21 protein-coding genes and 1 riboswitch are annotated in these 25,604 nt (G+C 48.0%); of the genes, 19 read left to right on the plus strand and 2 right to left on the minus strand.

The genetic code is table 11. From position 1 onward, the window contains the following. The 10 genes from B4H10_RS02540 to aspS all read left to right on the plus strand — a co-directional run. Positions 1-194: hypothetical protein (locus B4H10_RS02540; protein WP_292017528.1), on the plus strand; the 194-nt coding region annotated here is incomplete at its 5' end. Between the two features lie 207 nt (positions 195-401). Continuing rightward, complete coding sequence (gene recJ, locus B4H10_RS02545) at positions 402-2,390, plus strand: single-stranded-DNA-specific exonuclease RecJ (protein ID WP_113855021.1); 1,989 nt, start codon at positions 402-404, stop codon at positions 2,388-2,390. Then, positions 2,391-4,589, plus strand: coding sequence for a RelA/SpoT family protein (locus B4H10_RS02550; protein WP_059076879.1), 2,199 nt, complete (start codon positions 2,391-2,393; stop codon positions 4,587-4,589). After that, positions 4,586-5,035 (plus strand): D-aminoacyl-tRNA deacylase, encoded by a 450-nt coding sequence (dtd, locus tag B4H10_RS02555; RefSeq protein WP_075582084.1) that lies wholly within the window; start codon positions 4,586-4,588, stop codon positions 5,033-5,035. Before B4H10_RS02550 ends, dtd begins: the two co-directional genes overlap by 4 nt. Positions 5,036-5,047: 12 nt before the next feature. Beyond that, on the plus strand, positions 5,048-5,683 hold the full coding sequence (locus B4H10_RS02560) for an MBL fold metallo-hydrolase (protein ID WP_059076881.1): 636 nt from the start codon (positions 5,048-5,050) through the stop codon (positions 5,681-5,683). A gap of 2 nt (positions 5,684-5,685) precedes the next feature. Then, on the plus strand, positions 5,686-6,765 hold the full coding sequence (locus B4H10_RS02565; protein ID WP_292018119.1) for an AI-2E family transporter: 1,080 nt from the start codon (positions 5,686-5,688) through the stop codon (positions 6,763-6,765). Continuing rightward, positions 6,752-7,273, plus strand: a complete 522-nt coding sequence (locus tag B4H10_RS02570; protein ID WP_059076883.1) for a Fur family transcriptional regulator — start codon at positions 6,752-6,754, stop codon at positions 7,271-7,273. Before B4H10_RS02565 ends, B4H10_RS02570 begins: the two co-directional genes overlap by 14 nt. After that, positions 7,270-8,730: a coproporphyrinogen dehydrogenase HemZ gene (gene hemZ / locus B4H10_RS02575; protein WP_292018120.1), complete on the plus strand. Its 1,461-nt coding sequence runs from the start codon at positions 7,270-7,272 to the stop codon at positions 8,728-8,730. The genes B4H10_RS02570 and hemZ overlap by 4 nt, the downstream gene beginning before the upstream one ends. After that, the gene (gene hisS / locus B4H10_RS02580) at positions 8,730-9,995 is read left to right on the plus strand and encodes a histidine--tRNA ligase (protein ID WP_150824636.1); all 1,266 of its coding nucleotides are present in this window, start codon (positions 8,730-8,732) and stop codon (positions 9,993-9,995) included. The genes hemZ and hisS overlap by 1 nt, the downstream gene beginning before the upstream one ends. A gap of 7 nt (positions 9,996-10,002) precedes the next feature. Then, entirely contained in the window at positions 10,003-11,796 is a 1,794-nt protein-coding gene (aspS, locus tag B4H10_RS02585) for an aspartate--tRNA ligase (protein ID WP_075582087.1), read from the plus strand. 131 nt (positions 11,797-11,927) lie between these two features. On the opposite strand, the gene B4H10_RS02590 is transcribed toward aspS, so the two are convergent. Then, positions 11,928-12,503 carry a nitroreductase family protein gene (locus tag B4H10_RS02590; RefSeq protein WP_075582088.1) on the minus strand — a complete coding sequence of 192 codons (576 nt, stop codon included), beginning with the start codon at positions 12,501-12,503 and terminating at the stop codon, positions 11,928-11,930. Between the two features lie 268 nt (positions 12,504-12,771). On the opposite strand from B4H10_RS02590, the gene B4H10_RS02595 reads away from it, so the two are divergent. The 4 genes from B4H10_RS02595 to B4H10_RS02610 all read left to right on the plus strand — a co-directional run bounded on the left by B4H10_RS02595 (position 12,772) and on the right by B4H10_RS02610 (position 17,245). Continuing rightward, positions 12,772-13,614 carry a hypothetical protein gene (locus tag B4H10_RS02595; RefSeq protein ID WP_059076887.1) on the plus strand — a complete coding sequence of 281 codons (843 nt, stop codon included), beginning with the start codon at positions 12,772-12,774 and terminating at the stop codon, positions 13,612-13,614. Between the two features lie 5 nt (positions 13,615-13,619). Beyond that, positions 13,620-13,697, plus strand: a riboswitch (ZMP/ZTP riboswitch). 56 nt (positions 13,698-13,753) lie between these two features. After that, positions 13,754-15,433, plus strand: a complete 1,680-nt coding sequence (locus B4H10_RS02600; RefSeq protein ID WP_059076888.1) for a formate--tetrahydrofolate ligase — start codon at positions 13,754-13,756, stop codon at positions 15,431-15,433. Between the two features lie 138 nt (positions 15,434-15,571). After that, positions 15,572-16,153 carry a cyclodeaminase/cyclohydrolase family protein gene (locus tag B4H10_RS02605; protein ID WP_070807765.1) on the plus strand — a complete coding sequence of 194 codons (582 nt, stop codon included), beginning with the start codon at positions 15,572-15,574 and terminating at the stop codon, positions 16,151-16,153. A gap of 87 nt (positions 16,154-16,240) precedes the next feature. Further along, positions 16,241-17,245 (plus strand): macro domain-containing protein, encoded by a 1,005-nt coding sequence (locus B4H10_RS02610; protein WP_292018121.1) that lies wholly within the window; start codon positions 16,241-16,243, stop codon positions 17,243-17,245. Between the two features lie 56 nt (positions 17,246-17,301). On the opposite strand, the gene B4H10_RS02615 is transcribed toward B4H10_RS02610, so the two are convergent. After that, the gene (locus tag B4H10_RS02615; RefSeq protein ID WP_059076891.1) at positions 17,302-17,967 is read right to left on the minus strand and encodes a metal-dependent hydrolase; all 666 of its coding nucleotides are present in this window, start codon (positions 17,965-17,967) and stop codon (positions 17,302-17,304) included. 142 nt (positions 17,968-18,109) lie between these two features. Between B4H10_RS02615 and trmL the strand changes: the two genes are divergently transcribed. From trmL to nifJ, 5 genes are all read left to right on the plus strand, one after another. Next, on the plus strand, positions 18,110-18,598 hold the full coding sequence (trmL, locus tag B4H10_RS02620) for a tRNA (uridine(34)/cytosine(34)/5-carboxymethylaminomethyluridine(34)-2'-O)-methyltransferase TrmL (protein ID WP_059076892.1): 489 nt from the start codon (positions 18,110-18,112) through the stop codon (positions 18,596-18,598). A gap of 21 nt (positions 18,599-18,619) precedes the next feature. Then, positions 18,620-18,967, plus strand: coding sequence for a YlbF family regulator (locus tag B4H10_RS02625; RefSeq protein ID WP_059076893.1), 348 nt, complete (start codon positions 18,620-18,622; stop codon positions 18,965-18,967). A gap of 7 nt (positions 18,968-18,974) precedes the next feature. Continuing rightward, positions 18,975-19,889 (plus strand): UDP-N-acetylmuramate dehydrogenase, encoded by a 915-nt coding sequence (gene murB, locus B4H10_RS02630; RefSeq protein WP_059076978.1) that lies wholly within the window; start codon positions 18,975-18,977, stop codon positions 19,887-19,889. 111 nt (positions 19,890-20,000) lie between these two features. Then, positions 20,001-21,815: a translational GTPase TypA gene (gene typA / locus B4H10_RS02635; protein ID WP_059076894.1), complete on the plus strand. Its 1,815-nt coding sequence runs from the start codon at positions 20,001-20,003 to the stop codon at positions 21,813-21,815. A 247-nt stretch (positions 21,816-22,062) separates the two neighbouring features. Continuing rightward, the gene (gene nifJ / locus B4H10_RS02640) at positions 22,063-25,587 is read left to right on the plus strand and encodes a pyruvate:ferredoxin (flavodoxin) oxidoreductase (RefSeq protein ID WP_059076979.1); all 3,525 of its coding nucleotides are present in this window, start codon (positions 22,063-22,065) and stop codon (positions 25,585-25,587) included. Positions 25,588-25,604 lie beyond the last annotated feature (17 nt).

Raw genomic sequence — 25,604 nt, forward strand, 5'->3', positions numbered from 1 at the left:
AGAATCCGTTCAGCCTCGACTCCAAAGAACCGGATTATAGCAAATTCCAGGAATTCTTACAGGGTGAAGTTCGTTATGCTTCCCTTAAGAAAGGCTTCCCGGAACAGGCCGAAGCTCTCTATGCTAAGACAGAATCTGATGCAAAAGCACGCCGTCAGTCCTATGTCCGCTTCCAGAAAGGTTTCGAAGCCTAAGACACAGCTTATATGTGCATAACATATTAACTATGAGCAAGCCCCGCTACAGCGGGGCTTGTTTTATTATTATCATTTTCAAAATATGGCCAGATGAGAATATTTACATAATTTTATTAAATACAACCTTTATTTTGAGAATGGATTGTGATAGAATAGGTGTATGGTTTTGAAAGTGATTATTTTTTGAGAATGCGTTGTGATAGTATGGAAAAGCGATGGCATATACAAGAGACCGATGATGCCAGCATTTTGGACCTGGCTGACAGGGCCGGGATTTCTTCCGTTTTGGCGCAGATTTTATATAATCGCGGCATAAGGACGAACGAAGAGATACGGCGGTATCTTTATGATGATATGGATGATTTGGATGATCCATTTCTGATGAAAGGCATGAAAAAAGCGGTGGAACGTATCTGCCGGGCCATTGAAGAACAGGAAAAGATTGTCATTTATGGTGACTATGATGTCGATGGCATTACTTCGACAGCCTTAGTATATTCTGTCCTGCGTGACCTGGGAGGCTGCCCTTCTTTTTATATCCCCGAGCGACAGAGTGAGGGATATGGTCTGAATGCCGATGCCCTGCAGGTATTGCAGGACGATGGGACACATGTCCTGATTACGGTGGACTGCGGTATCTCATCGCACGATTTGATTGAACAATTTAACCAGTCTATGGATATTATTGTGACTGATCACCATATGCCGCCACAACTCATTCCCGATGCCTATGCTGTCATCAATCCTAAGCAGGAAGGATGTCCGTATCCTTTCAAGGACCTGGCTGGTGCCGGCGTTGCTTTTAAACTATGTCAGGCACTCTGGCAGAAACGAAACGGGAAAACACTTCCTGGTTATGTCGAGCTCTGTGCGCTTGGGACGATTGCTGATTTAGTGCCTTTACGTGGCGAAAACCGTATACTGGTCAAAGAAGGGCTGAAACGGATGAAAAAAGGTCTGAATACGGGAGTACAGGCCCTTTTGACCAGCTCCGGTCTGACGCCGGATACTATCACGGCAGGGCGCATCGCCTTTACGGCAGCTCCGCGTCTCAATGCGGCAGGACGCATCAGCCACGCGACAAGAGGCGTAGAAGTATTGCTGGAAAGTGATGCGGGAAAAGCCACTTCCCTGGCCGATGAGTTGTCCGAATTGAACAAGGAACGACAAGATATTGAACATACTATTGCTGAACAGGCCGTGAACCAGATAGAAGAAAAGGGACAAAGCCAGGATGGAGTGCTGGTCGCTTATGGCAATGATTGGCATTCCGGAGTCATTGGCATCGCTGCTTCGAGGCTGGTAGAGAAATTTTACCGGCCGGCTCTGGTCATCAGTATTCACGATGGCATTGGCAAGGGATCCTGCCGCAGCATTCCTGGTTTTAACATGTATGAGGCGCTTAAGTCTGCCGATGACCTGCTGATTCAGTATGGCGGGCATACGATGGCAGCGGGCTTTTCCATTGTGCCGGATAAGATAGAATCATTTCGCCAGCGTTTGTTGGCCTATGCAGCGGATCACATGACAGAAGAATCATACATACCGGAAGTAGTTATTGATAAAGAGCTGCAGGCAGATGATATCAGTCTGCAACTCATTCAGGAACTAAGTGCTTTGGAACCATATGGCATGGGAAACAGCCGGCCCGTGTTTGCATTACGCGATGCGGTTATTTCTGAGTGCCGGCCCATAGGCAGGAATAAACATCATTTGCGCCTTTCTATTGAAACGGAGAGACAAAGGCTGGGAGCTGTAGGATGGTCCATGGCTTCCTGTTGTGCGAATGTACTGGAGGGTGATACAGTCGATCTGGCGTTTACACTGGAACCTAACGAGTATAATGGAATAGTGTCTCCACAAATGGTGCTGCAGGATATTCATCGCCAGCCGCAGACAATCCAGCTTGACCGGAATGTCATGGTAGATATATATATGGCTCTTAAGCACTGTATCCCTGAAGGGGGACTTCCTGTATGGCAGGTGCAGCAACGGCTTATCGATGCGGTTCATTCCAGGTACGAGGCACATACGGCCTGTGCGGCTATGTCAGTATTACGGGAAATCGGCGTTCTCGATGTTAGAGAATTGCCGGACGGGCCCATATATTATTTCCCGGCTCTTACGGGAAAGATGCATCTGGAAGCATCTGCTACTTATGGGAAATATTTTCGGTCGGAAGGGGGAAGATAAATGGAATTTGCAAAACCGGAAAAAGAATTTCAACGGCTATTGGATACGATTCACAGTTATCAGCCAAATAATACCTGTGAAGATGTAAAAAAAGCTTATGCTATAGCGGATGAGGCTCATAAAGACCAGCACCGGGTCAGTGGAGAACCGTATATCATTCACCCGCTGGCAGTGGCGCAGATACTGGCAGAAATGAAAATCGATACGACGACCATCACGGCTTCACTCCTTCACGATGTAGTGGAAGATACGGCGTTGACGCTGGATGATATCAAATCCCAGTTCGGGCGGGAAGTAGCCTTTCTGGTTGATGGCGTAACGAAACTGAGCCGGCTGGATTATCGGACAAAAGAAGACCAACAGCTAAACAGCATGCGAAAAATGTTTCTGGCTATGGCCAAGGACGTCCGCGTCGTGGTCATAAAACTGGCAGACCGGCTTCACAATATGAGAACGTTGCGCTATATGAGAAGCGACAAACAGAAGCGTATTGCCCAGGAAACATTAGAAATATTTGCCCCTCTGGCTCACCGGCTGGGGATTTTCAACATTAAGTGGGAACTGGAAGATTTGTCTTTCCGTTATCTCGAACCGGATAAATACTATGACCTCGTGGATCAGATGAAGCAAAAACGCCACGTGCGGGAAGAAATCGTCAACGAGGCCATTGAGGTGCTGCGCAAGGCACTGGAAGAATCTCATATAAAATTTGAAATCAATGGCCGGCCAAAGCATTTCTACAGTATTTATAAGAAGATGAAAAAGGACAACCGGGATCTCAGCCAGGTCTATGATCTATACGCTATCCGGGTCATAGTCGATACTGTTCAGGACTGTTACGGTGTCCTTGGTATTGTACATAGTCTGTGGAAACCCCTGCCTTACCGTTTCAAAGATTATATTGCCATGCCAAAACCCAACAACTATCAGTCATTGCATACGACGGTTATCGGGACCCGCGGACAGCCTGTAGAAATACAGATACGCACGTGGGAAATGCACCGCGTAGCCGAATACGGTGTTGCTGCGCACTGGCGGTACAAGGAAGGCAATGCCAACGCCGGGAAAAATGAATTCGATGAAAAAATGGGCTGGCTGCGCAATCTCCTGGAATGGCAGGATACGAGTAATCCCAAAGAGTTTGTCAATGCCCTGAAACTCGATGCGTTTTCTGATGAAGTCTTTGTCTTCTCTCCGCGGGGGGATGTCATTGATCTGCCACAGGGATCCATTCCCATTGATTTTGCTTACCGGATTCATACGGAAGTAGGCCATCATTGCGTAGGAGCTAAGATTAACGGCAAAATCGTGCCACTTGATTATGAGCTCAAAAATGGTGATATCGTTGAAATCATCACTTCCAAAACGGGTAAGCCCAGTCTGGACTGGCTGAAAATTGTAGGCAGTTCGGAAAGCCGTTCGAAAATACGCAGCTGGTTTAAAAAGGAAAACAGGGAGGAAAATATCCTGAAAGGTTCCGATGCGTTGGAACGGGAATGCAAACGCCTGGGCCATGACTGGAAAGAGCTGAATAAGACCAGCCGGCTGGCCCGCGTCGCAAAACAGATGAATGCCGGGTCAGAAGATGACCTGCTGGCAGCTGTCGGGTATGGGGGATTTGCCGTCAATACGGTCCTTATCAAACTCCTGGAACTGCATAAGAAAGATGTGCAGAAAGAAGAAAAAGATCATCTGGCTGTCCTCGATAAGCTGAAAACGCATAAACCGTCCAAGAGTGGCGGATCGGGCATCCTGGTCAAGGGCGAATCGGGGCTTATGGTGCGCCTGGCTAAATGTTGCAGTCCTGTACCGGGGGACCCGATCATCGGATTTATTACGCGGGGACGCGGTGTATCCGTACACCGGGCAGACTGTCCGAATGTCACGCATAACCAGAATGATCTGGACCGCCTTATCGATGTAGAATGGGATTATGACGGACAGGAAAAATTTGATGTCAATGTAGAAGTCACTGCCTATGACCGTACGGGTGTCATAGCTGAAATTATGGCGGCCCTGGCGGAAATGAAGGTTTCTATTACGAGTATGAATGCCCGCGTGACCGATACAAAAACTGTTACACTGCATATGGGGCTGAGTATCAAAGACCTGGCCCAGCTGGAATTTATTTCAACAAAAATACGCCGTTTGAAGGATGTATATTCCGTACAGCGGTTTACGGGAGGAAGCAGTCAGTGAGAGCTGTCGTACAACGTACAAACTATGCCTATGTCACATCGGAAGGGACAGAAAGCGGCCGTACCGGTCCGGGACTTATGGTCCTTTTGGGAGTGAGCCGTGACGACACAGAAGAAGATGCCCGATACATGGCGGATAAGATTTGTCATCTCCGGATTTTTGAAGATGAAGGGGGAAAGATGAATCGCTCGCTGCTGGATATAAGCGGTGAAATGCTCGTCGTGTCCCAGTTTACATTATACGGTGATGTCCGTCATGGCCGCCGTCCGGGATTTACGGAAGCGGCAGCCCCGGAGCAGGCAAATGTTCTCTATGAAACATTTGTCGCCCTGGTGCGGCAGATGGGAATTCATACGGAAACAGGTGTGTTCCGCACGGAAATGGTCGTTACACTGGCAAACGATGGACCGGTCACGATTTTAGTAGATAGTAAAAAGACATTTTAGGAGGCTATGCGTATGGCAATGAAATATATATCCCTTGTGTTAGGACCCATAGAAACTAACTGCTATATCGTATACGATGATACGACCAGGGATGCCATGGTCGTGGACCCGGCTTGGGATTATCAACGGATCCATAAGACATTGGAAAAGTATGATCTTACGCTGAAGCTGATTTTTCTGACCCATGGTCATGCCGATCATATCGGAGCATTGCAGGAATTACGCCAGCGTGAAAATGTTCCGGTGTATGTTGGTGCCGGGGACGCCAATCTCATTTCCAATTCAAAAAATAATTTGTCTATGTTTATGGGACGGCCTATTGAATGTACATCGCCGGACTGCATCGTTCATGACGGGGATGAGATTCATCTGGGCGGCCTGACTTTCCATGTACTGGAAACACCGGGGCATACGCCGGGTGGACTGAGCCTGTATGGCGAAGGAGTCGTCTTTTCCGGGGATACCTTATTTTTGTATTCTGTGGGACGGACCGATTTGTATGGCGGATCTATGGCAGAATTGCTTACGAGTCTGAAGACAAAGCTCATGACACTTCCTGATGATACAGTCGTGCTGCCTGGTCACGGACCGGCTACCCAGATAGGACGGGAACGTCAGAATAATCCCTACCTCGATGGGGGCTGGTAATCATGTCTATGTATAAAGAGTCACAATTCTGGCTGCGGGTCGTACTGGCCATACTGGCTGCTATCCTGTTCTTTTCTGTGCACAACGTGTACTGGCCGGTGATTGTGTCCCTGATTATTACATTTATCCTGATTCCTGTCCGCGATATGGTCCAGAAAGGGCTGATGCGGCTGACGCGGCGCAATGTACCCATCGATATATCTATCCTCATATCCTTTGCTATCCTGATTTTTGTGTTGTCCGTGCTGACCAACATCATTCTCCGGCCTCTGGTAGAACAGGTAAATCTGCTGGCTGTCAACTTCAACACTTTATGGGATAAGAGCGTGACCATCATCACGCAGATTGAAAATGAACAGACTCAGTTTTATATTCCCGATCAGGTGAAAAGCGTCATCAATGATGCTTTTGCCAAAGTAGGCAATTACGGCGTGGATGGAATCAGCAATTTTGTCAAATCTCTCTTTGCCATTGCGGGTACGGTCGTGCAATTTTTTGTAGTGCCAATCATTACTTTTTACTTCATGAAAGACGGTGGCCGGATGGTACGTTCATTTATCTGCCTGTATCCGGTAGAATACCGCCTGCAGCTCGACGTGCTTTTTAATGAAATACAGCACGTGCTGAGTTCGTACATCCGTGGCCAGCTGACGATGAGCTGTATTATAGCGACGCTTACTTTTTGCGGTATGTGGATCATGGGAGTCCCTTATCCCATGGTTATCGGTCTTTTAGCGGCCGTAACAGAATGGATTCCCATCGTAGGACCTATCGTAGGTGCCATTCCGGCTATCCTTCTAGGGGCAACGGTCAGCCTGTCTCTGGCGGTCAAGGTGTTGATTTTTTATATCGTGATCCAGCAGATCGACAGTCATATTATCATGCCCCAGGTCATGGGAGCTGTCATCAGTCTGCATCCCGTGGTGATTATTATTGCACTGCTCATAGGCGGTACGCTGTTCGGTATTGCCGGCATGGTGCTGACTGTCCCTGTTACGGCAGTGCTTCAGATTTTGTGCAGACATTTATGGTTTTACAATACTTATAAGACAAAGGCGATGAATACCTATGGAAAGAACTAAAGAACAATTGATGGACCTCATGATGAAACGGATGAAAGAACAGATTAAGAACAAGAAATACAAAATGACGTCACAGAGGCAAGTCGTGCTGCGGGCTTTTGTGGAAAGTGATTCCCGCCACCTCAGTGCCGATGACGTTTTTGAAATCGTAAAAAAACAGGCTCCGGAAATCGGACTGGCTACAGTCTATCGCACGCTGGACCTGTTTACAGAAATGGACCTTTTGAAAAAACTTGATTTTGATGATGGCTGCAGCCGTTATGAATTAAACGACCATGATGAAGAAGGTCATTATCATCATCATTTAATCTGCCTGGGCTGCGGCAAAGTGTGGGAATGCAAAGATGATCTGCTGGAAACACTGGAAACAATATTGCAGAAACAATTTCATTTCCAGACGGTAGACCATCAGCTCAAAGTATATGGGTATTGCGAAGACTGCCAGAAAAAGCGTGCCGCTGAAGCTGCAAAAGAAGCTGAAGAAGCGGCAGAAACGACGGTACAATGATTCCGGATTTACAGGCATATCACTATGACGGGCCAGAAGAATTTCATGCCATTGTCGGTCAGATTATGGCCTATCTCGGCTATGCCGGGGGGCATGAACCATTGCCGGTTGGTAGTGAAATCGTATTGAAGGAAGTAGAAGGCCGGTATGTCCTGGAAGGATGGTTTTACCGTGAGGGAATGCGCTGGCATTCACAAGCAGCTTTCCTGGAAAAGGATGAGCCAGGGCGGGTCATAAAGAACCTGATCCTGCACTGGCATCAGCGTTGTTATGGTACAGCCCACAGCCGCTGGGGAACATTGACCGGCGTCCGGCCTACTAAGCTGGTACATCATCTGCGGGATCAGGAAGACGATGAAAAACGGATTACAGACATATTGGTATCGCAGTATCATGTACAGCCGGATACGGCGCAGTATCTCGTAACTATGACCCGGCTGCAGCGCCCGTATATAGAACGGCCGGTTCACGACGCTGCCCTTTACATAGGCATACCGTACTGCCCCAGCCATTGTCTGTATTGTTCCTTTCCATCCCGCCTGGCCGGGGCGGAAGCGCAGCCGGTTATGGAACGGTTTATCCGGGCAGTAGTACAGGATATCCATGATATTGCTGCCTTATGCCGGCAATATGATATACATATCCGTTCTGTATATATTGGCGGGGGGACACCGACCTGTCTGCCTCTTGACGGACAGGAGGCGGTCCTCCAGGCTGTAGCCGGGAATTTCGGGAATATTGAGGAATGGACCGTTGAAGCGGGACGGCCTGATACGACGGGCAAAGACGTACTGGCACTGTTGCGCCGGTATGGTGTCAACCGTATCAGTGTCAATCCACAGACGATGCAGCAGCATCTCCTGGATCTTCTGGGGCGGCGGCACCGGGTTGAAGATGTATTTGCCATGTTTTCCCGCTGCCGCAGTATGGGCTTTTCTGTCATCAATATGGATTTTATAGCAGGGCTTCCAGAGCAGACATTGGCGGATATGCAGGAAAATATGGAAATTGTTTGCCAACTGCACCCGGAAAATGTTACAATTCATACGTTGGCATTAAAAAAGAGGGCACCTTTATTTCATCATCCCCTGCGTCAGCATATTCCACCGGCTGCAGAAGTGTCCCGGATGATTCATTACTGTGAGGAAATACTACAGCAGCATGGATATATACCGTACTATATGTACCGCCAGAAATACATGGCAGGCAGTTTTGCCAATGTGGGCTATGCACAGAGCGGTACAATCAGTCAGTACAATATACAGATGATGGAAGAAAGACAGACTATCCTGTCTGCCGGGCCGGGAAGTACGACGAAATTCCTGTCCCATGACGGGCACAGTCTGAAAAAGATATATATGCCCAAAGATCCAGAGGCGTATGTGCAGGCACTGTCTGAAAGAATGAGGCAGCGCCGGCATTTATGTGCTATGATATATGGAGGAGACGATAGGTAATGGCAATTACTGCACCAAGAGGTACGCAGGATTTCCTGCCGGAACAGACGGCAGATTGGCAGATACTGGAAGCGAAAATCCGCCAGATTTGTTCGCTCTATGGCTTCGGCGAAATCCGCACACCTATGTTTGAAAGTACGGAATTGTTTTTGCGCGGCATCGGTGAGACGACGGATGTCGTGACAAAAGAAATGTATACGTTTAATGACCGCGGCGGCCGCAGCATGACACTGCGTCCGGAAAATACGGCCTCTGTTGTACGAGCTTTCCTGGAACATAAACTGTATGGCGAACAGAAAGTCCATAAATTCTATTATATGGGACCCATGTTCCGGCATGACCGCCCACAGGCCGGGCGGTACCGTCAGTTCACCCAGTTCGGGGTAGAAGAAATCGGATCCAAAGATCCGGCTGTCGATGCAGAAATCATTGCTATGGCTTTCCAGTTGTTCCGTGAACTGGGCCTTACCGATCTGGTCCTGCACCTGAATTCTGTCGGCTGTCCCAAATGCCGGCCTGTATACCGTCAGAAACTGCTCGATTTCTTTGCAGATAAACGGGATCAGCTCTGTGAAGACTGCAACGAACGACTGGAAAAAAACCCGCTTCGTGTCCTTGACTGCAAAGAAGATGGCGAAAAAATGATGCAGATGGGCGTTCCCCTCATTACGGATAATTTGTGCGATGACTGCAGGGACCATTTTCAAAAAGTCCAGGCCTATCTGACCAGCATCGGTATCCCCTTTGAACTGGATCCGCGCCTGGTCCGGGGACTTGACTATTACACGAATACGGCTTTTGAAATCATGTATGCTCCATTAGGTGCCCAGAGTACGGTCTGCGGTGGCGGACGATATGACGGCCTCATTGAAGAAGTAGGCGGGCCATCTACTCCGGGAATCGGCTTTGCTATTGGCATGGAACGGCTCCTTCTGACATTAAAAGAACAAGGACTGCTTCCGCCAGTAGAAAAAAAGCAGCCGGTCTTCATTGTTGCTCTGGGGGATGAAGCCAGGGCAAAGGCATTTTGCATCCAGCAGGCGTTGCGGGAAAATGGCATCTATGCGGAAATAGACCTGATGGGCCGCAGCATGAAAGGTCAGATGAAATCTGCCAATAAGATGGATGCGGAATATACCGTCATAATTGGCGAAGACGAACTGGCCAGCCATACGGCACAGATCCGGAATATGGCCACGAAAGAACAGATCAGCGTTCCCTTAGATGGGATTGTTGCATATATGGAAACACATAAGAAGGGATGAGTTAGTAATGGATACAATGGAAGGTTTACGACGTTCCCAGTATTGTGCTGAAGTTTCTGAAGCCGATACGGGAAAAGAAGTCATTTTGTGCGGCTGGGTTGAACGGCGCCGTGATCATGGCGGATTGATTTTTATTGATTTACGCGATCGCACGGGGATTGTCCAGGTCGTGGCATCACCGGATTACGAAAAGACCTCGTTTGAAAAAGCAGAACAGGTCCGTACGGAATATGTCCTGGCAGTCCGTGGTATCGTTCGCATGCGCGATGCCGATACGGTCAATCCTAAAATGAAGACCGGGACCGTGGAAATCCGCTGTGAAGAACTGCGTATCCTCAATTCGTCAAAGACACCACCGTTCTATATTGAAGATAATATCGATGTCGATGAAAAAATCCGTTTGAAATACCGCTATCTCGACCTGCGTCGTCCGGAAATGCAAAATAACCTTATCATGCGGCATAAGGTAAAGCATGCTATGCGTACATTCCTCAATGAACACGGCTTCATTGACATTGAAACACCGGAATTGTGCAAGAGCACGCCTGAAGGTGCTCGTGACTATCTGGTACCGAGCCGGGTCAATGAAGGAAAGTTCTATGCCCTGCCCCAGTCCCCGCAGATTTTCAAACAGCTTTTGATGATCTCCGGTATGGACCGGTATTATCAGATTGCCCGCTGCTTCCGCGATGAAGACCTGCGTGCAGACCGCCAGCCTGAATTCACCCAGCTGGATATGGAAATGAGCTTTATGAGCCAGGAAGAAATCCTTACGCTGGTAGAAAACATGGTTCATTATATTTTTAAGGAAACGCTGGGCCATGAAGTCAAACTGCCGATCCACCGTATGACCTGGGATTATGCCATGGAAAATTATGGTTCGGATAAACCGGATCTCCGCTTTGACATGAAGTTCACCGATGTAACGGAACTGGTAAAGGACACGGACTTTAAAGTATTCCGCACAGTCATTGACAATGGCGGACAGGTCAAAGCCATCAATGTTAAAGGTGATGCAGATATCCCACGTCGTGAACTGGATGGCCTCGTTGAATATGTAAGCCATTATGGAGCCAAAGGCCTGGCATGGATTGGCTTCCTGGAAGATGGAACACTGAAATCGCAGATTAAAAAATTCTTTGGTGAAGATAAGCTTCGCGAAATTGGTAAAGCCTGCGGTGCAGAAACAGGCGATTTAATTCTTATGATTGCCGATAAGCCCAAAATCGTTGCGGCAGCTCTGGGTGAATTACGTAAAGAAATGGCCCGCCGCATGAACCTTATCGACGAAAATGAATTTGCCTTTACCTGGGTCGTCGATTTCCCCATGTTCGAATACAGCGAAGAAGAACACCGCTATGTTGCTATGCATCATCCGTTCACGGCTATGCGTGATGAAGATCTGGATAAGCTGGAAACGGATCCGGCCCACGTATATGCCAAAGCATATGATCTGGTACTCAATGGGATTGAACTGGGGGGCGGTTCTCTACGTATTTATCAGCCCGATATCCAGCAGCGTGTATTCAAGGCTATCGGCCTGACACCGGAAGAAGTGGAACAGAAATTCGGTTTCCTCGTCCGTGCCTTTGAATACGGAGCTCCACCCCATGGCGGACTGGCATTCGGCCTTGACCGCATGATCATGCTTATGCTCAAACGGAAATCTATCCGTGATGTCATCGCTTTCCCGAAGACACAGAACGCGATTGATCCGATGAGCGAAGCTCCGTCACCGGTTACAAAAAAACAGCTTCATGAACTGCATATCCAGGTAGAAGAAGATCTGGTAAGCAAATAAAGAGAAACGGCTGTCATGCGAAATAAAAACTGTTTCGCATGACGGCCGTTTTGCTTTTTTTCGATCATTCAGACAGATAAGAAATGGTTATTTTAGTGTGGTACGATGCGTACGTACCGGCGTCCATCATGTCAGACGATGATATAACGCCCTTCTTTACGGCGGGGCATTGCCGGTGTCTGGGCGGCATGTCCAAGGGTGATCATCGCTACGAGCTCGCCTTTATCAGGAGCAAACATATCGTGTACTTCCTGCCCGACACCTCCGGCAAGAGGAGCCGTAAGCCAGCAGCTGCCCAGACCTTTGTCTGTTGCGGTGAGCAGCATATTTTCGATGGCAGCGGCAACACTCTGAATGGCCGGTATGGGCATTTCATACTCCGTCCGCAGGAGAAAGGCCAGGATACAGACAGGAGCGTCGCCAAGAAAACGGACAAAATCAGCCGTCTCTGTCACGACACGGGGATATTTGGCAAATCGGCGGTGCCAGTATGGCATGAGATTTTTAGTGGCTTCCGCCATTAATTTTTTTAATGCGTCCATTTTTTCAGGACTTCTGATGACGACAAAATACCATGGCTGTAAATTGCTGGCTGAAGGAGCGAGGACGGCGGCTTCCAGTATATCCTGCAGGTCGGCGTCTGATACCGGCTGATGGGTATATTTCCGTATACTGCGGCGCCCTACAATAGCAGATGATGTTTCCATAAGATGACCCCCTTATGCATTAAGATATTTCATTTTAATGGTAATAGAAAATCAGACTGGCGTCAATTGGCAATCCATCCCATTGTTTGTTAAATTTTTTAGTATATAACTCGGGATAACAAAAGAAAATGACGATGGGAACAGAAGTTTTTATTGACTTTGGCATTAGTGCTGTTCATGCAGTCGCAATGTGTTATAATAAGCAGTATATGAATTATTCCCGTATCCAGTCATCGCATAGAGAATGGATCATCATTGAGGTGTAAACATGACAGAGAAAATCCATTATGTGAAAGCCGATCCTAGTGGCAATACGACGATTCTCGTATTGGACGCGATTCCTAAACAGGAACACGCTTCGTTAGCAGCCAGACTGCTGCAGCCTGAGTATGTCGGCGCAGAGCAAGTAGGTTTTCTGACCTGGCCCGATAACGATGCCGATATACGTCTGGACATGATGGGAGACGAGTTTTGTGGCAACGCTTCGCGATCAGCTGCTGCCTATTTACTCTCCCGGTCCGGCCAGGATTATGGTGAGTACCGCGTTTCCTGTTCCGGATGCAATAAGATATTAAAAGCAGTGGTAGTTCGCGACGAAGGGGAACTATATGATGCCAGTATTGAAGTTCCCCTGCCTAAAAAAATGGATGTCATCAGCCTGGCAGACGGTAATTCGACGTACCGGTTTTACTGTGTTGAGCTGCCAGGAATTATGCATTTCGTTCATTTTACTCCTTCTATTAAATTAGTCGATAAGAATACTTTATGGCGGGCGGTGTATCAGTACGCCAGCACCCGTCATTATGAAGCATTCGGCATGGATCTGGTAGATCGCAAAACGCTGACGATGATACCGGCTGTATATGTCACTGGTACGGATACGCTATATTGGGAAAAAAGTTGTGGTTCCGGGTCAGCGGCCACGGCGGCGGCACTGGCCCGTCTGTGCGGCCATAATATTGCCTGTGAGATACGCCAGCCTGGTGGAAGTATTACCATTGAAGCATCATATGCTGACCAGTCTGTCAGACACATCCGCATAGGCGGCCCCGTGCGGATTGAAATGGAACAATGTGTTTGCGTTGACAAGGAGATACCAGGCACGGTATAATAATTGCGTAGTCATGTGACTGACGGAAGTGGACTAACCACATGGAGCATGATTTGAAGAAGCCGACCGTCTGGGCAAATAGTCCGGATGGCCGGCTATTTTTATCAGTGCACAAAGAGAACAGGAGCTGATCTTTATTATGGCAAAGGTATTAAGCGATATTGAAATTGCACAGCAGACTCACCTGGAACCCATTGTAAAAATTGCAGAAAAGGTTGGTCTTACAGAAGATGACCTGGAATTATATGGTAAGTATAAAGCGAAAATTTCCTTTGATGCCATTAAACGGCTGTCAAAAAATGAAGATGGAAAACTCGTGCTGGTAACGGCTATTACACCGACTCCTGCTGGAGAAGGGAAAACGCTTACGACGATAGGCCTGGCCCAGGCTCTGAACCAGCTGGGACATAAGACGATGACGGCATTGCGGGAACCTTCTCTGGGTCCTGTCTTTGGTATAAAAGGAGGAGCGGCTGGCGGCGGTTATTCCCAGGTTCTTCCTATGGAAGATATCAATCTTCATTTTACGGGTGATATGCATGCGATTACAGCTGCCAATAACCTGCTGGCTGCGGCAATCGACAATCACGTGCATCAGGGAAATGCTCTCCGCATCGATGTGCGCCGTATTGTATGGAAACGGGTCATGGATATGAATGACCGGGCACTGCGTGATATAGTCGTAGGACTCGGCGGCAAGGTCAACGGGTTCCCCAGAGAAGACCACTTCATGATTACCGTAGCATCGGAAATCATGGCAATTCTCTGCCTGGCTAGTGATCTGATGGATTTGAAGAAACGGATGGGGGATATTATCGTCGCTTATGACCTCGATGGCAATCCGGTCCGTGCCCGTCAGCTCGGGGTAGAAGGGGCGATGGCCATTCTCATGAAAGATGCTATCAAACCGAACATTGTACAGACGACAGAAAACACGCCGGCTCTTGTACACGGCGGACCTTTTGCCAATATTGCCCACGGCTGTAATTCTGTCGTAGCTACCAAGCTGGCTCTCAAAATGGGAGAAATAACGGTGACGGAAGCCGGATTCGGTGCTGACCTGGGTGCGGAAAAGTTCATGGATATCAAATGCCGCTTTGCCGGAATCAAACCAGATGCCGTCGTCATCGTCGCCACCATTCGGGCGCTTAAGATGCACGGCGGAGTAGATAAGAAAAATCTCCAGCCGGAAAATCTGGAAGCACTGGAAAAAGGCTTTGCTAATCTGAAGAAACATATCGAAAATATGCGCAAATATGATATCCCCGTCGTAGTAGGCATAAACCGCTTCCTGACAGACACGGATGCCGAAATAGCATTGCTTACCCGCCTTTGTCAGGATTATGGTGTCGATGTGGCTCTGAACAACTGCTGGGCCGAAGGCGGCAAAGGGGGACTGGACCTGGGACGGAAAGTCCTGCAGCTCCTGCAGCAGCCCAAAACACCGTATAAACCGTTGTACGATGTCAATGACACGATTCTTCATAAATTGGAAATCCTGACGAAAGAAATCTACGGCGGCGACGGCGTCATCCTGGAAGGCAAAGCGCCGAAACAAATTGCCGAACTGGAAAAACTTGGCCTTGATAAAATGCCGGTCTGCGTGGCCAAGACACAGTATTCCCTTTCGGATAATCCCGCATTACTGGGAGCGCCGGAACATTTCAAGATTACCGTCAAAGACGTCCGCGTCTGCACCGGTGCCGGGTTCATTGTCTGCCAGACGAGTAATATCATGGTCATGCCAGGCTTACCGAAAGTACCGGCTGCCAACCGTATGGATATCGATGAAAACGGCGTCATTACAGGTCTGTTCTAGTCGTTATGGCTAGCATATAAAAGGCGGCTTTACAGCCGTCTTTTACTGTATGCAGACTAGCATGATGAATTAACATACATAATAAGTGAGGATACGATAGTGGATAAGAAAAAATTATGTGCCCTGCCCATAGATGAAATGCTGGCGGCTACGGCTTCCAAGGATCCAGTACCGGGCGGCGGTGGCATTGCGGCCCTTACAGCCGCTTCGGCGGCAGCACTGGTTGAAATGGTAGCGAATCTTACCATAGGTAAAAAAGGGTATGAAAAGGTAGAGCCGATGATGCGGGACATACGCAGCCAGGCTGAAGAATTGCGGATCCGGTATCAGGATGGCATAGATGAAGACGCCCATGCTTTTGAAGGGGTCATCCGCGCTGTGCGCCTTCCCAAAGATACACCGGAACGTACTGCCATAGTCCAGCAGGCTTTTAAGAATGCGGCAGCTATTCCCTTTGCTCTGGGAAAAGACATTTTTGTTCTTCTCCAGCTGAGCGAACAAGTCGTGCGCTATGGCAATGCCTGGGTCATTACCGATGGCGCTATTGCCGCTATGAATGCCCGGGCCGCTATGCGGTCAGCCTTTTATAGCGTACGCGTCAATCTGAAATCTATTACCGATGAGGACTATGTCCATTTTATGATGGATGCGATAGAAGATATTGAAAAAAAAGCGGCCAGGATAGAAGAAGCAGTGGAAAGAGAATACCAGAAACGTTAGTTCATAAGAGAGGATCCCCTGCTGTCTTTTATGCCCGCATGGAACTCCCATGCAAAAAGGTTGCTGAGACTATAAGGAGGATGTCCTATGCCATTTCAGATAGTTCACAATGATATTGTCAGAATGAAAACGGATGCCATCGTCAATGCGGCCAACTCGGCACTGTTGGCGGGCAGCGGTGTATGTGGCGCTATTTTTCGTGCTGCCGGATATGAAAAACTCTCTGCTGAATGTCATAAAAAAGCGCCATGCCCTGTGGGGCAGTCGGTTTTAACGTCGGCCTACAACCTGCCGGCACGTTATATCATTCATACAGTGGGGCCTGTATGGCAGGGAGGTAAGGCCTGGGAAAAGGACTATCTAACTTCTTGTTATACTACGGCACTGGAAACGGCATGGGAAGCGGGTTGCCGGTCTATTTCCTTTCCCCTTATTTCGGCAGGTATTTTTGGTTATCCCTTAGAAGAGGCCTCGGAGACTGCCTGTCAATCTATACGGGCTTTTTTACAGAATCATGAAATGGAAGTTTATCTCGTCGTTCTCGAACGTCCGGCTATTCAGCTTAAACACCATCTGGCTGATGAATTAAAACAGTATCTGAACCAGTTTCTGGGGGAAGAAAAAGAGCAGGAGCCGGACGAAATATGTATTTGTCATCGGGAATCGGATGTCCGTATGTCCCAGGACTATGGAATGGACACCTTCGCCCGGCCGGGGAAAAAGGACAGACACTCACTGAATCAGATACTTCAAAATCTGGATGAAACATTTTCTCATATGGTATTACGCCTTATCGATGAGAAGAGGTACAGTGATATCGAGGTATATAAGCGGGCAAATATGGACCGGAGACTATTTTCTAAAATCAGGAGTCATGAGGAATATCTGCCCAAGAAAAAAACGGTCCTGGCTCTGGCAGTAGGACTGAGACTTTCCGTAACGGAAACGGAAGAACTGCTGCATAAAGCGGGATATTCGCTGTCAGGAAGCAAAAAAAGAGATGTCATTGTACGATATTTCCTGGACCATGGTGAATATGACATCTATACGATTGATAAAGCATTATTTTACTTTGGTGAACCAGAATTATAAATATGAACGCCCGCCTGTATATCCCAGGGTATGCAGGCGGGCGTTGATTTATCTGATTACAATGTAAATTCTGTTCCGGGAGGAATAATGTGAACGGGAATCGAATAGGTTTCTTCTGTCATTTTTTTATAGACTTCCGGATCGGCGTTTACGACAGGCCAGGTTCCATAATGGATGGGAATCACCATTTTAGGCTGTATCCATGAAGCGGCTAAGGCCGCGTCTTCCATTCCCATGGTAAAATTATCTCCAATGGGCAGGAAGGCTGCATCAATGGGACCGAAACGGCTATGAAGCTTCATGTCCGAATACAGACCGGTGTCGCCGGCATAATAGATGCGTTTGCCAGCAAATTCCAACAGGCAGCCACAGGCCAGGCCACCGGCTATTCCAGCGCCATGCAGGGCTGGTGTAAGACGTATCGAGCCGAAGGGAAAATCCGCTTTGCCACCGATGTGCATGGCATGGGCATTACAACCGGCCATACGGGCTTTACCGGCTACTTCGGCCGTACTGATGACCAGGGCGTCGTTTACTTTGGCTATTTCTTCGGCATCACCGTAGTGATCGCCATGGGCATGGGAGATAAAGATATACTGACAGGTGATAGACGAAGGTTTAACTGTTGTCCAGGGATTATCCGCGATAAAAGGATCAAAGAGGATTGTCGTATTTCCTGAAGAGAGTGAAAAGGCCGAATGACCGTAATACATGCATTTCATAGGCTCCATCCCTTTCTGTATATACATGGTATATGGCAAGAGTGCCATTATTTTCTATTATATAGAAAATAGCAGAAAAGGGAAAGTCTCTTGTGCTTCCCTGGGAAATCTTGTACAATATCCCATGGAGAGTGATGTAACAATGCATATAGTCATGGTAGAACCGGAAATCCCGGGAAATACGGGTAATATTGCCCGCCTTTGTGCTGCCAATCATATTACACTGCACCTGGTCAAGCCGTTGGGATTTTCGCTTGAGGATAAATATCTGAAGCGGGCCGGCCTCGATTACTGGCCACTGGTCGATGTACAGGTACATGAAAATTTTGCTGAAGTCCAGGAAAAATACAAGGGACACCATTTTTATTTTCTGACGACAAAATCGGAACAGTGTTATGCCGATATCCGGTTTACCCAGGATGATCTCTTGGTATTTGGCAAGGAAACAAAGGGGCTGCCGGAAAGTCTTCTGAAACAATATCCGCAGCAGTGTTTCCGCATTCCCATGGTCGATAAGGCACGGAGCCTGAATTTATCTAATTCTGTTGCCATTGTTTCTTATGAAGCGTTGCGGCAGCTGGGATTTCCAGACATGGCAAAGAGTGGCATTGGCATAAAAAATTTAAAATAATCTTGCACGGGGAGTGAAATCATGAGTGTATACGATAAAGCAAATGAATTAGCACAGGCTATCCAGGAAGATGAAGATTATAAGGCATTACTGGAAGCCGGAAAGAAGCTGGCTGAAGATGAAAAAACGAGAAAACATGTCCAGGATTTCCTGACATTGCAGGCCCAACTGGCTTACGCCCAGGCGGCTGGTGACAAGCCGGTACGAAAAAAAATAGAACAATTGCAGAAATTGCAGGAAATCGTGGCGAGCCGGCCTCTGGCGGTAGAATATCTGGAAAAATACATGAAATGGAATCAGATTGGCGGTCAGATTCTTGGCACTATTCAACAGGCAATGGCAGAAGGACTGAGTATTCTTGATAAATAAATATGCAATGGCGAGCATGGTTTCGCAATTAACTCAACTCATACCGCAGCAGCAGGTTCTTTTAGACGAGCCGATGGGCCTGCATACGACATTTGCTATCGGAGGCCCGGCGGATGTACTGGTCCTTCCCCATACGGTGAAAGAAATGTCGCAGACAATCCGTCTGGCCAGGCAGCTGGAGCTTCCTGTTACGGTCATTGGCGGAGGGTCTAATGTACTCGTTCTGGACGGTGGCATCCGCGGCGTCGTCATTCAATTAAATGAAATGAACAAGTATCTTTCCTGCCATGATACGAAGATTCTGGCCAGTTCCGGATTTATGCTGAAGGATGTCTGCCAGTTTGCCCAGCAGAATAGTCTGACGGGGATGGAATTTGCCTGCGGCATACCGGGGACGCTGGGCGGGGCCGTATTTATGAATGCCGGTGCTTATGGCGGTGAAATGAGCCATATTGTTTCCCGCGTACGTACGGTTAACCGCAATGGCAGTGTACATACCTACAAGACGGCTGATTTCGAATTTGGGTACAGAAAGAGCATTTTTCAGCGCTTGCAGGAATTTGTCGTAGAAGTAGAGCTGCAGCTTTCACGGGGAGATCAAACGAAAATCCAGGAACAGATGGATGATCTCATGGAACGGCGGCGCAGCAAACAGCCGCTCGAAATGCATAGTGCAGGCAGTACATTCAAGCGGCCGCCTGGTTATTATGCTGGCACGCTGATAGATCAGACTGGCCTCAAAGGATTATCTTGTGGTGATGCCCAGGTATCGACCAAACATGCCGGTTTTGTTGTTAATACCGGCCATGCTACAGCCAGAGATGTGCTGGCCGTAATACATGAAGTGCAAAAAAGAGTAGAAGCAGCCCATGGCGTACATTTAGAACCAGAAGTACGTATTTTAGGAGAAGAGCAGAACTAGATAAAAAAAAACAGCCGGATTGATATAGTCAATCCGGCTGTTTTGTGATATACTAACACAGTTACAGAAAATTAAACTATTTTATATTGCTACAAATAGGAGAGGACGCAGATGGAACGTAAGGATATACGTAATATTGCTATTATTGCTCATGTTGACCATGGTAAAACGACTTTGGTCGATGCTATGCTCAAACAGAGCCATGTTTTCCGTTCGAATGAAAAAGTGGCTGAACGGGTCATGGACTCTGGTGATATCGAACGTGAACGCGGTATCACGATTTTATCCAAAAATACTTCTGTCATGCACGATGGCGTAAAAATCAACATAGTCGATACTCCGGGGCATGCTGATTTTGGTGGCGAAGTAGAACGTGTCCTCAACATGGTTGACGGCGTATTGCTTCTGGTTGATGCATTTGAAGGCCCGATGCCGCAGACGAAATATGTACTGCGCAAAGCATTGGAACAAAAGCTGAAACCTATCGTCGTCATTAATAAAATTGATAAACCCGATGCCCGTGTTTCTGAAGTAGAAGACGAAGTACTGGAATTGTTCATGGAATTGGAAGCCGACGATGATCAGCTTGATTTCCCTGTTATCTATGCCAATGGCCGTGACGGCATTGCTAAAAATTCTATGGATGATGACAGTGACAACCTGGAACCGCTCTTTAAGTGTATTATTGAAAACTGCCCGTGCCCGAAGGGCGATGCCGATGGCCCGCTTCAGTTCATGGTTACTACCCTGGACTACGATGATTACGTAGGCAAGATTGCCGTCGGCCGTATTGTCCGGGGCCGCATGCACCCCAATCAGCAGGTTGTCATCACAGACGGTGAAAGCCAGCGCAAGGCTAAAATCGGCCGCGTATATACCTATGAAGGCCTGAAGCGGGTTGAAACAGACGAAGCGTCCATGGGTGATATTGCCTGCATTATCGGCATTCCTGATCTTAAAATCGGGGAAACTGTTGCTGATCCGGAAAATCCTGAAGCATTGCCGAAAATCAATATCGATGAACCGACATTGTCTATGATATTCTATGTCAATGACAGTCCGTTTGCCGGCCAGGATGGTGAATTTGTAACGAGCCGTCATTTGCGGGACCGCCTCTTCCGGGAAGTACAGACTAATGTGTCGCTTCGTGTGGAAGAAACGGATAGTGCCGATGCATTCAAGGTTTCCGGCCGTGGCGAACTGCACATTGCCGTTCTTATCGAAGAAATGCGCCGTGAAGGATATGAACTTCAAGTAGGCAAACCGAGCGTCATTACAAAAGAAATCAACGGCAAGAAGTGTGAACCTCTGGAAGCCCTGACCATTGATGTACCACAGGAATTTATGGGAACGGTAATGGAAAAACTGGGAACCCGCAAGGCTGAAATGGTCAATATGGTGGATTTGAAGGGATATACCCGCCTTGAATTCATCATTCCTGCCCGCGGACTGATTGGTTTCCGCAGTGAATTCCTGACGGCTACTAAAGGCAACGGTATCATGTATCATGTTTTCCATGGCTATGCTCCCTGGAAAGGTGATATTCCCGGTCGTACACGGGGAAGTCTGGTTGCTTTTGAATCGGGCACGACGACTGGCTATGGCATTTTTAACCTTCAGGATCGTGGCGTCATGTTCATCAATCCCGGTGAAGAAATCTATCTGGGGCAGGTCATCGGGGAAAGCAACCGCGATGTAGACATTGATGTCAATCCCTGCAAGAAGAAACACCTGACCAATACCCGTTCCTCTGCTTCTGATGAAGCATTGCGCCTTATTCCGCCTCGTCAGATGGGATTGGAAAAATCTCTGGAATGGATCAATGAAGATGAACTGGTAGAAGTAACACCGCATAATATCCGTATCCGCAAGGCTATTCTTGATAAGCACGATAGAAAGAAAGCTATGCGTAAATCACAACAGTAATTACAAAAAAGCATGGATGGCACAGTCCTTTTCGAATTTGGAAAGAGCCTGTGCCATTTTCTTTATAAAAGCACTGGAAATCCATTCAAATTTGTGGTACATTATGGGTAATGCATATGCAAATACGAATCAGCACGTATATGCGTATACACAGTTAGTAGTACGGATTGTGAAAATCCGTACGTAGAACCTTGCTTGTGATGTTATTTTACTATCTCAATAACCAAAGAAAGGGACGAAAGTGATTATGAAAAAAAACTATGTAGTAATGGATGGTAACACGGCTGCTGCATATGCTTCCTATGCATTTACAGAAGTTGCTGCTATCTTCCCGATCACACCTTCTTCTGTTATGGCAGAAAAGGTTGACGAATGGGCTGCAAAAGGAAAGAAGAATATCTTCGGTAATACCGTTGATGTTATCCAGATGCAGTCTGAAGCTGGTGCTGCTGGCACATGCCATGGCTCCCTGCAGGCTGGTGCGCTGACCACCACCTATACGGCTGCCCAGGGCCTGCTCCTCATGATTCCCCCCATGTTCAAAATTGGCGGTGAATTCCTGCCGGGCGTATTCCACATTGCAGCCCGTACCATCAGCGCTCATGCACTTTCCATTTTCGGCGATCATTCTGACGTTATGGCATGTCGTACGACTGGCTTCGGCATGATTATGTCTTCCTCCCCGCAGGAAGCTATGGATCTCGGCTGTGTAGCCCATCTGTCTGCTATTGGCGGCCGCTATGCTTTCATGCATGTATTCGACGGATTCCGTACATCCCACGAAATGCAGCGTATCGAAGCCCTTGATTATGATGATCTTGCAAAACTCGTTGATTATAAACAGCTGGCAGCTTTCCGTAAGAACAGCCTGAACCCGGAACATCCGTACACCCGTGGCACGACTGTCAATCCGGATATCTTCTTCCAGACAAAAGAAGGCGCTAACGAAAAAGTCGCAACTATTCCTGATGTCGTTCAGCACTACATGGACGAAATCAACAAATTGACCGGCCGTGATTACAAACTCTTCAACTACTATGGTGCTGAAGACGCAGAAGAATTGATTGTCATCATGTGTTCTGCTGCTGAAACCGTCCGCGATACTGTCGATTACCTCAATGCCCATGGCAAAAAAGTCGGCATGATCCAGGTTCATCTCTATCGTCCGTTCTCTGTTAAACATTTTGTCGATGCTATCCCTGCAACGGTTAAGAAAATCGCTGTTATGGACCGCACGAAAGAATCTGGCAGCGTTGGCGAACCGCTGTATCTCGATGTTCAGACGGCACTTATCCAGTCCGGCCGTACAGATATCACCGTCGTAGGCGGCCGCTATGGTCTGTCCTCCAAAGATACGACACCTGGCCAGATTGCTGCTGTATACAAAAACCTCGAACAGGATACGCCGAAGAACAACTTCACTATCGGTATTGTCGATGACGTTACGTTCACATCACTGCCGACGGAAAAATTCCACATCGATTATCCTGGCCAGATTTCTGCAAAAATCTGGGGTCGTGGCGGCGATGGTACCGTTGGTGCCAACAAGAACGCCATCACTATTATCGGTCTCGATGCTGATAAATACGCACAGGCATACTTTGCCTATGACTCCATGAAGACTGGTGGTCTGACACAGTCCCATCTCCGCTTCGGTGACAAACCGATCCATGCAACGTATCTCGTAGGCGCTGCTGACTTCGTCGGCTGTCATGCTCCTACATATGTCAAGAAATACGATACGACGACAGATTTGAAAGATGGCGGCGTATACCTCCTCAACTGCCCGTGGAGTGTCGAAGAACTGGACAAAGAACTTCCGGCTCAGATGAAGAAAGACCTCTATAACAAACATGCCCAGTTCTACATCATTGATGCTACGAAACTGGCTGGCGAAATCGGCCTCGGCGACCGTGTAAACTCCATTCTCCAGGCTGCTTTCTTTAAACTTACGAACGTTATTCCTATCGACGAAGCTGTCGCTGCCATGAAGAGAGGGAATTATAATTCCTACTTCAAGAAGGGCGGTCAGGAAATCGTAGATAAGAACAACAAAGCTGTCGATATGGGCATTTCCGGCCTTACAAAAGTTGAAATCCCTGCTTCCTGGGCTGATGCAGTAGATGCTCCGGAACCGCAGAAAGATATGCCTGACTTCGTCCGCGATCTCGTTATCCCCGTTGACCGTCAGCATGGCGATGAACTCCCTGTTTCTATCTTCAAGAAATACGGTGTATTCGATGGCACATGGCAGAACGGCACGACGGCTTATCTGAAACGTGGCGTTGCTATCAATGTTCCTCACTGGAATGCTGAAGTCTGCGCACAGTGCAACAGCTGCTCCATGGCCTGCCCGCATGCTGCTATCCGTCCGGTCCTCGTAACGGATGCCGAAAAAGCTGATGCTCCGGCTAACTTTGTCACGGTCCAGGCTAAAGGCAAAGGCCTGGAAAACTACAGCTACCGCATGCAGATTTCTCCGTATGACTGCCTCGGCTGCGGCGTTTGCACGACGGTCTGCCCGATGAAAGAAAAAGGCGCTCTTACGATGGTTCCGATGCAGGACGAAATCGATCAGCAGGATAACTTCAATGAATATGCAATGAAGGAAAAATATCTTAAGAAAGATGTTATCAGCGATGCAAACGTCAAAGCTGCCCAGTTTGCCAAACCGTACTTCGAATTCTCCCCGGCCTGCGCTGGCTGTGCTGAAACGACGTACATCAAGATGGTTACACAGCTCTTCGGTTCCCGCATGTACATTGCCAATGCTTCCGGCTGCTCCTCTGCTTATGGCGGATCTCTGCCGATGACTCCGTACTGCAAGGACGAACGCGGCTTCGGGCCCTGCTGGGAACAGTCCTTGTTCGAAGACAATGCTGAATTTGCATATGGCTACTTCCACGCTCAGGACGCCATTCAGAAGGAAATCATTATCCGCCTGAACAGCCTCAAAGAACAGGGCGTATGCGTAGCGGAAATCGATGCATACCTTGCCAACTACAAAGATGGCAAGAAATCCCGTGAAGTATCGGATGCTCTTCTCGATGCTCTGGAAAAAGCAGAACAGACGGAAGAAGTTAAATTCGTCCTTCAGAACCGCGAATTCGTTTCCAAGAAGTCCGTATGGGCTATCGGTGGTGACGGCTGGGCTTATGATATCGGCTTCGGCGGCGTAGACCAGGTAATTGCCCAGAACCGTGATGTCAATATCCTCGTCGTAGATACGGAAGTTTACTCCAACACAGGCGGTCAGTCTTCTAAATCTACACAGACTTCTGCTGTAGCTAAATTCGCTGCAGGCGGTAAAGTCATTAAGAAGAAGGACCTCGGTGCCATTGCCATGACTTATGGCTATGTATATGTTGCCCAGGTTGCTATGGGTTACAGCCAGGCTCAGACTCTCCGCGCTATCCGCGAAGCTGAATCGTATGATGGCCCGTCCATCGTCATCTGCTACTGCCCGTGCCTGGAACACGGCATCCGCGCCGGTATGGGTACGACACAGCTGGAAATGAAGAAAGCTGTCGAATGCGGTTACTGGCATCTCTATCGTTTCGATCCGCGTCTGGCTGCACAGGGCAAGAACCCGTTCCAGCTTGATTCTCCGGAACCGGATACGGATAAAGTTATGGATTACCTCAACGGCGAAAACCGTTACAGAAGACTTAAGATCAACTTCCCTGAACGTGCTGATGCACTGTATAAGAAAGAAGTACAGGATCTTAAAGATCGTTACAAATACTATGCTAAGATGGCAGGCAGAGAATAATATTCCTGCTAATAGAA

Origin of the sequence: Megasphaera sp. UBA4382, assembly GCF_002391155.1 — a bacterium.
GTDB classification, from domain to species: domain Bacteria; phylum Bacillota; class Negativicutes; order Veillonellales; family Megasphaeraceae; genus Megasphaera; species Megasphaera hexanoica.

What these genes read in the sequence shown, in the direction of transcription:
- recJ (WP_113855021.1), top strand. Translation starts at nt 402, where the DNA reads ATGGAAAAGCGATGGCATATACAAGAGACCGATGATGCCAGCATTTTG.
- B4H10_RS02550 (WP_059076879.1), top strand. Translation starts at nt 2,391, where the DNA reads ATGGAATTTGCAAAACCGGAAAAAGAATTTCAACGGCTATTGGATACG.
- B4H10_RS02560 (WP_059076881.1), top strand. Translation starts at nt 5,048, where the DNA reads ATGGCAATGAAATATATATCCCTTGTGTTAGGACCCATAGAAACTAAC.
- B4H10_RS02565 (WP_292018119.1), top strand. Translation starts at nt 5,686, where the DNA reads ATGTCTATGTATAAAGAGTCACAATTCTGGCTGCGGGTCGTACTGGCC.
- B4H10_RS02570 (WP_059076883.1), top strand. Translation starts at nt 6,752, where the DNA reads ATGGAAAGAACTAAAGAACAATTGATGGACCTCATGATGAAACGGATG.
- hemZ (WP_292018120.1), top strand. Translation starts at nt 7,270, where the DNA reads ATGATTCCGGATTTACAGGCATATCACTATGACGGGCCAGAAGAATTT.
- hisS (WP_150824636.1), top strand. Translation starts at nt 8,730, where the DNA reads ATGGCAATTACTGCACCAAGAGGTACGCAGGATTTCCTGCCGGAACAG.
- aspS (WP_075582087.1), top strand. Translation starts at nt 10,003, where the DNA reads ATGGATACAATGGAAGGTTTACGACGTTCCCAGTATTGTGCTGAAGTT.
- B4H10_RS02590 (WP_075582088.1), bottom strand. Translation starts at nt 12,503, where the DNA reads ATGGAAACATCATCTGCTATTGTAGGGCGCCGCAGTATACGGAAATAT.
- B4H10_RS02595 (WP_059076887.1), top strand. Translation starts at nt 12,772, where the DNA reads ATGACAGAGAAAATCCATTATGTGAAAGCCGATCCTAGTGGCAATACG.
- B4H10_RS02600 (WP_059076888.1), top strand. Translation starts at nt 13,754, where the DNA reads ATGGCAAAGGTATTAAGCGATATTGAAATTGCACAGCAGACTCACCTG.
- B4H10_RS02605 (WP_070807765.1), top strand. Translation starts at nt 15,572, where the DNA reads ATGCTGGCGGCTACGGCTTCCAAGGATCCAGTACCGGGCGGCGGTGGC.
- B4H10_RS02610 (WP_292018121.1), top strand. Translation starts at nt 16,241, where the DNA reads ATGCCATTTCAGATAGTTCACAATGATATTGTCAGAATGAAAACGGAT.
- B4H10_RS02615 (WP_059076891.1), bottom strand. Translation starts at nt 17,967, where the DNA reads ATGAAATGCATGTATTACGGTCATTCGGCCTTTTCACTCTCTTCAGGA.
- trmL (WP_059076892.1), top strand. Translation starts at nt 18,110, where the DNA reads ATGCATATAGTCATGGTAGAACCGGAAATCCCGGGAAATACGGGTAAT.
- B4H10_RS02625 (WP_059076893.1), top strand. Translation starts at nt 18,620, where the DNA reads ATGAGTGTATACGATAAAGCAAATGAATTAGCACAGGCTATCCAGGAA.
- murB (WP_059076978.1), top strand. Translation starts at nt 18,975, where the DNA reads ATGGCGAGCATGGTTTCGCAATTAACTCAACTCATACCGCAGCAGCAG.
- typA (WP_059076894.1), top strand. Translation starts at nt 20,001, where the DNA reads ATGGAACGTAAGGATATACGTAATATTGCTATTATTGCTCATGTTGAC.
- nifJ (WP_059076979.1), top strand. Translation starts at nt 22,063, where the DNA reads ATGAAAAAAAACTATGTAGTAATGGATGGTAACACGGCTGCTGCATAT.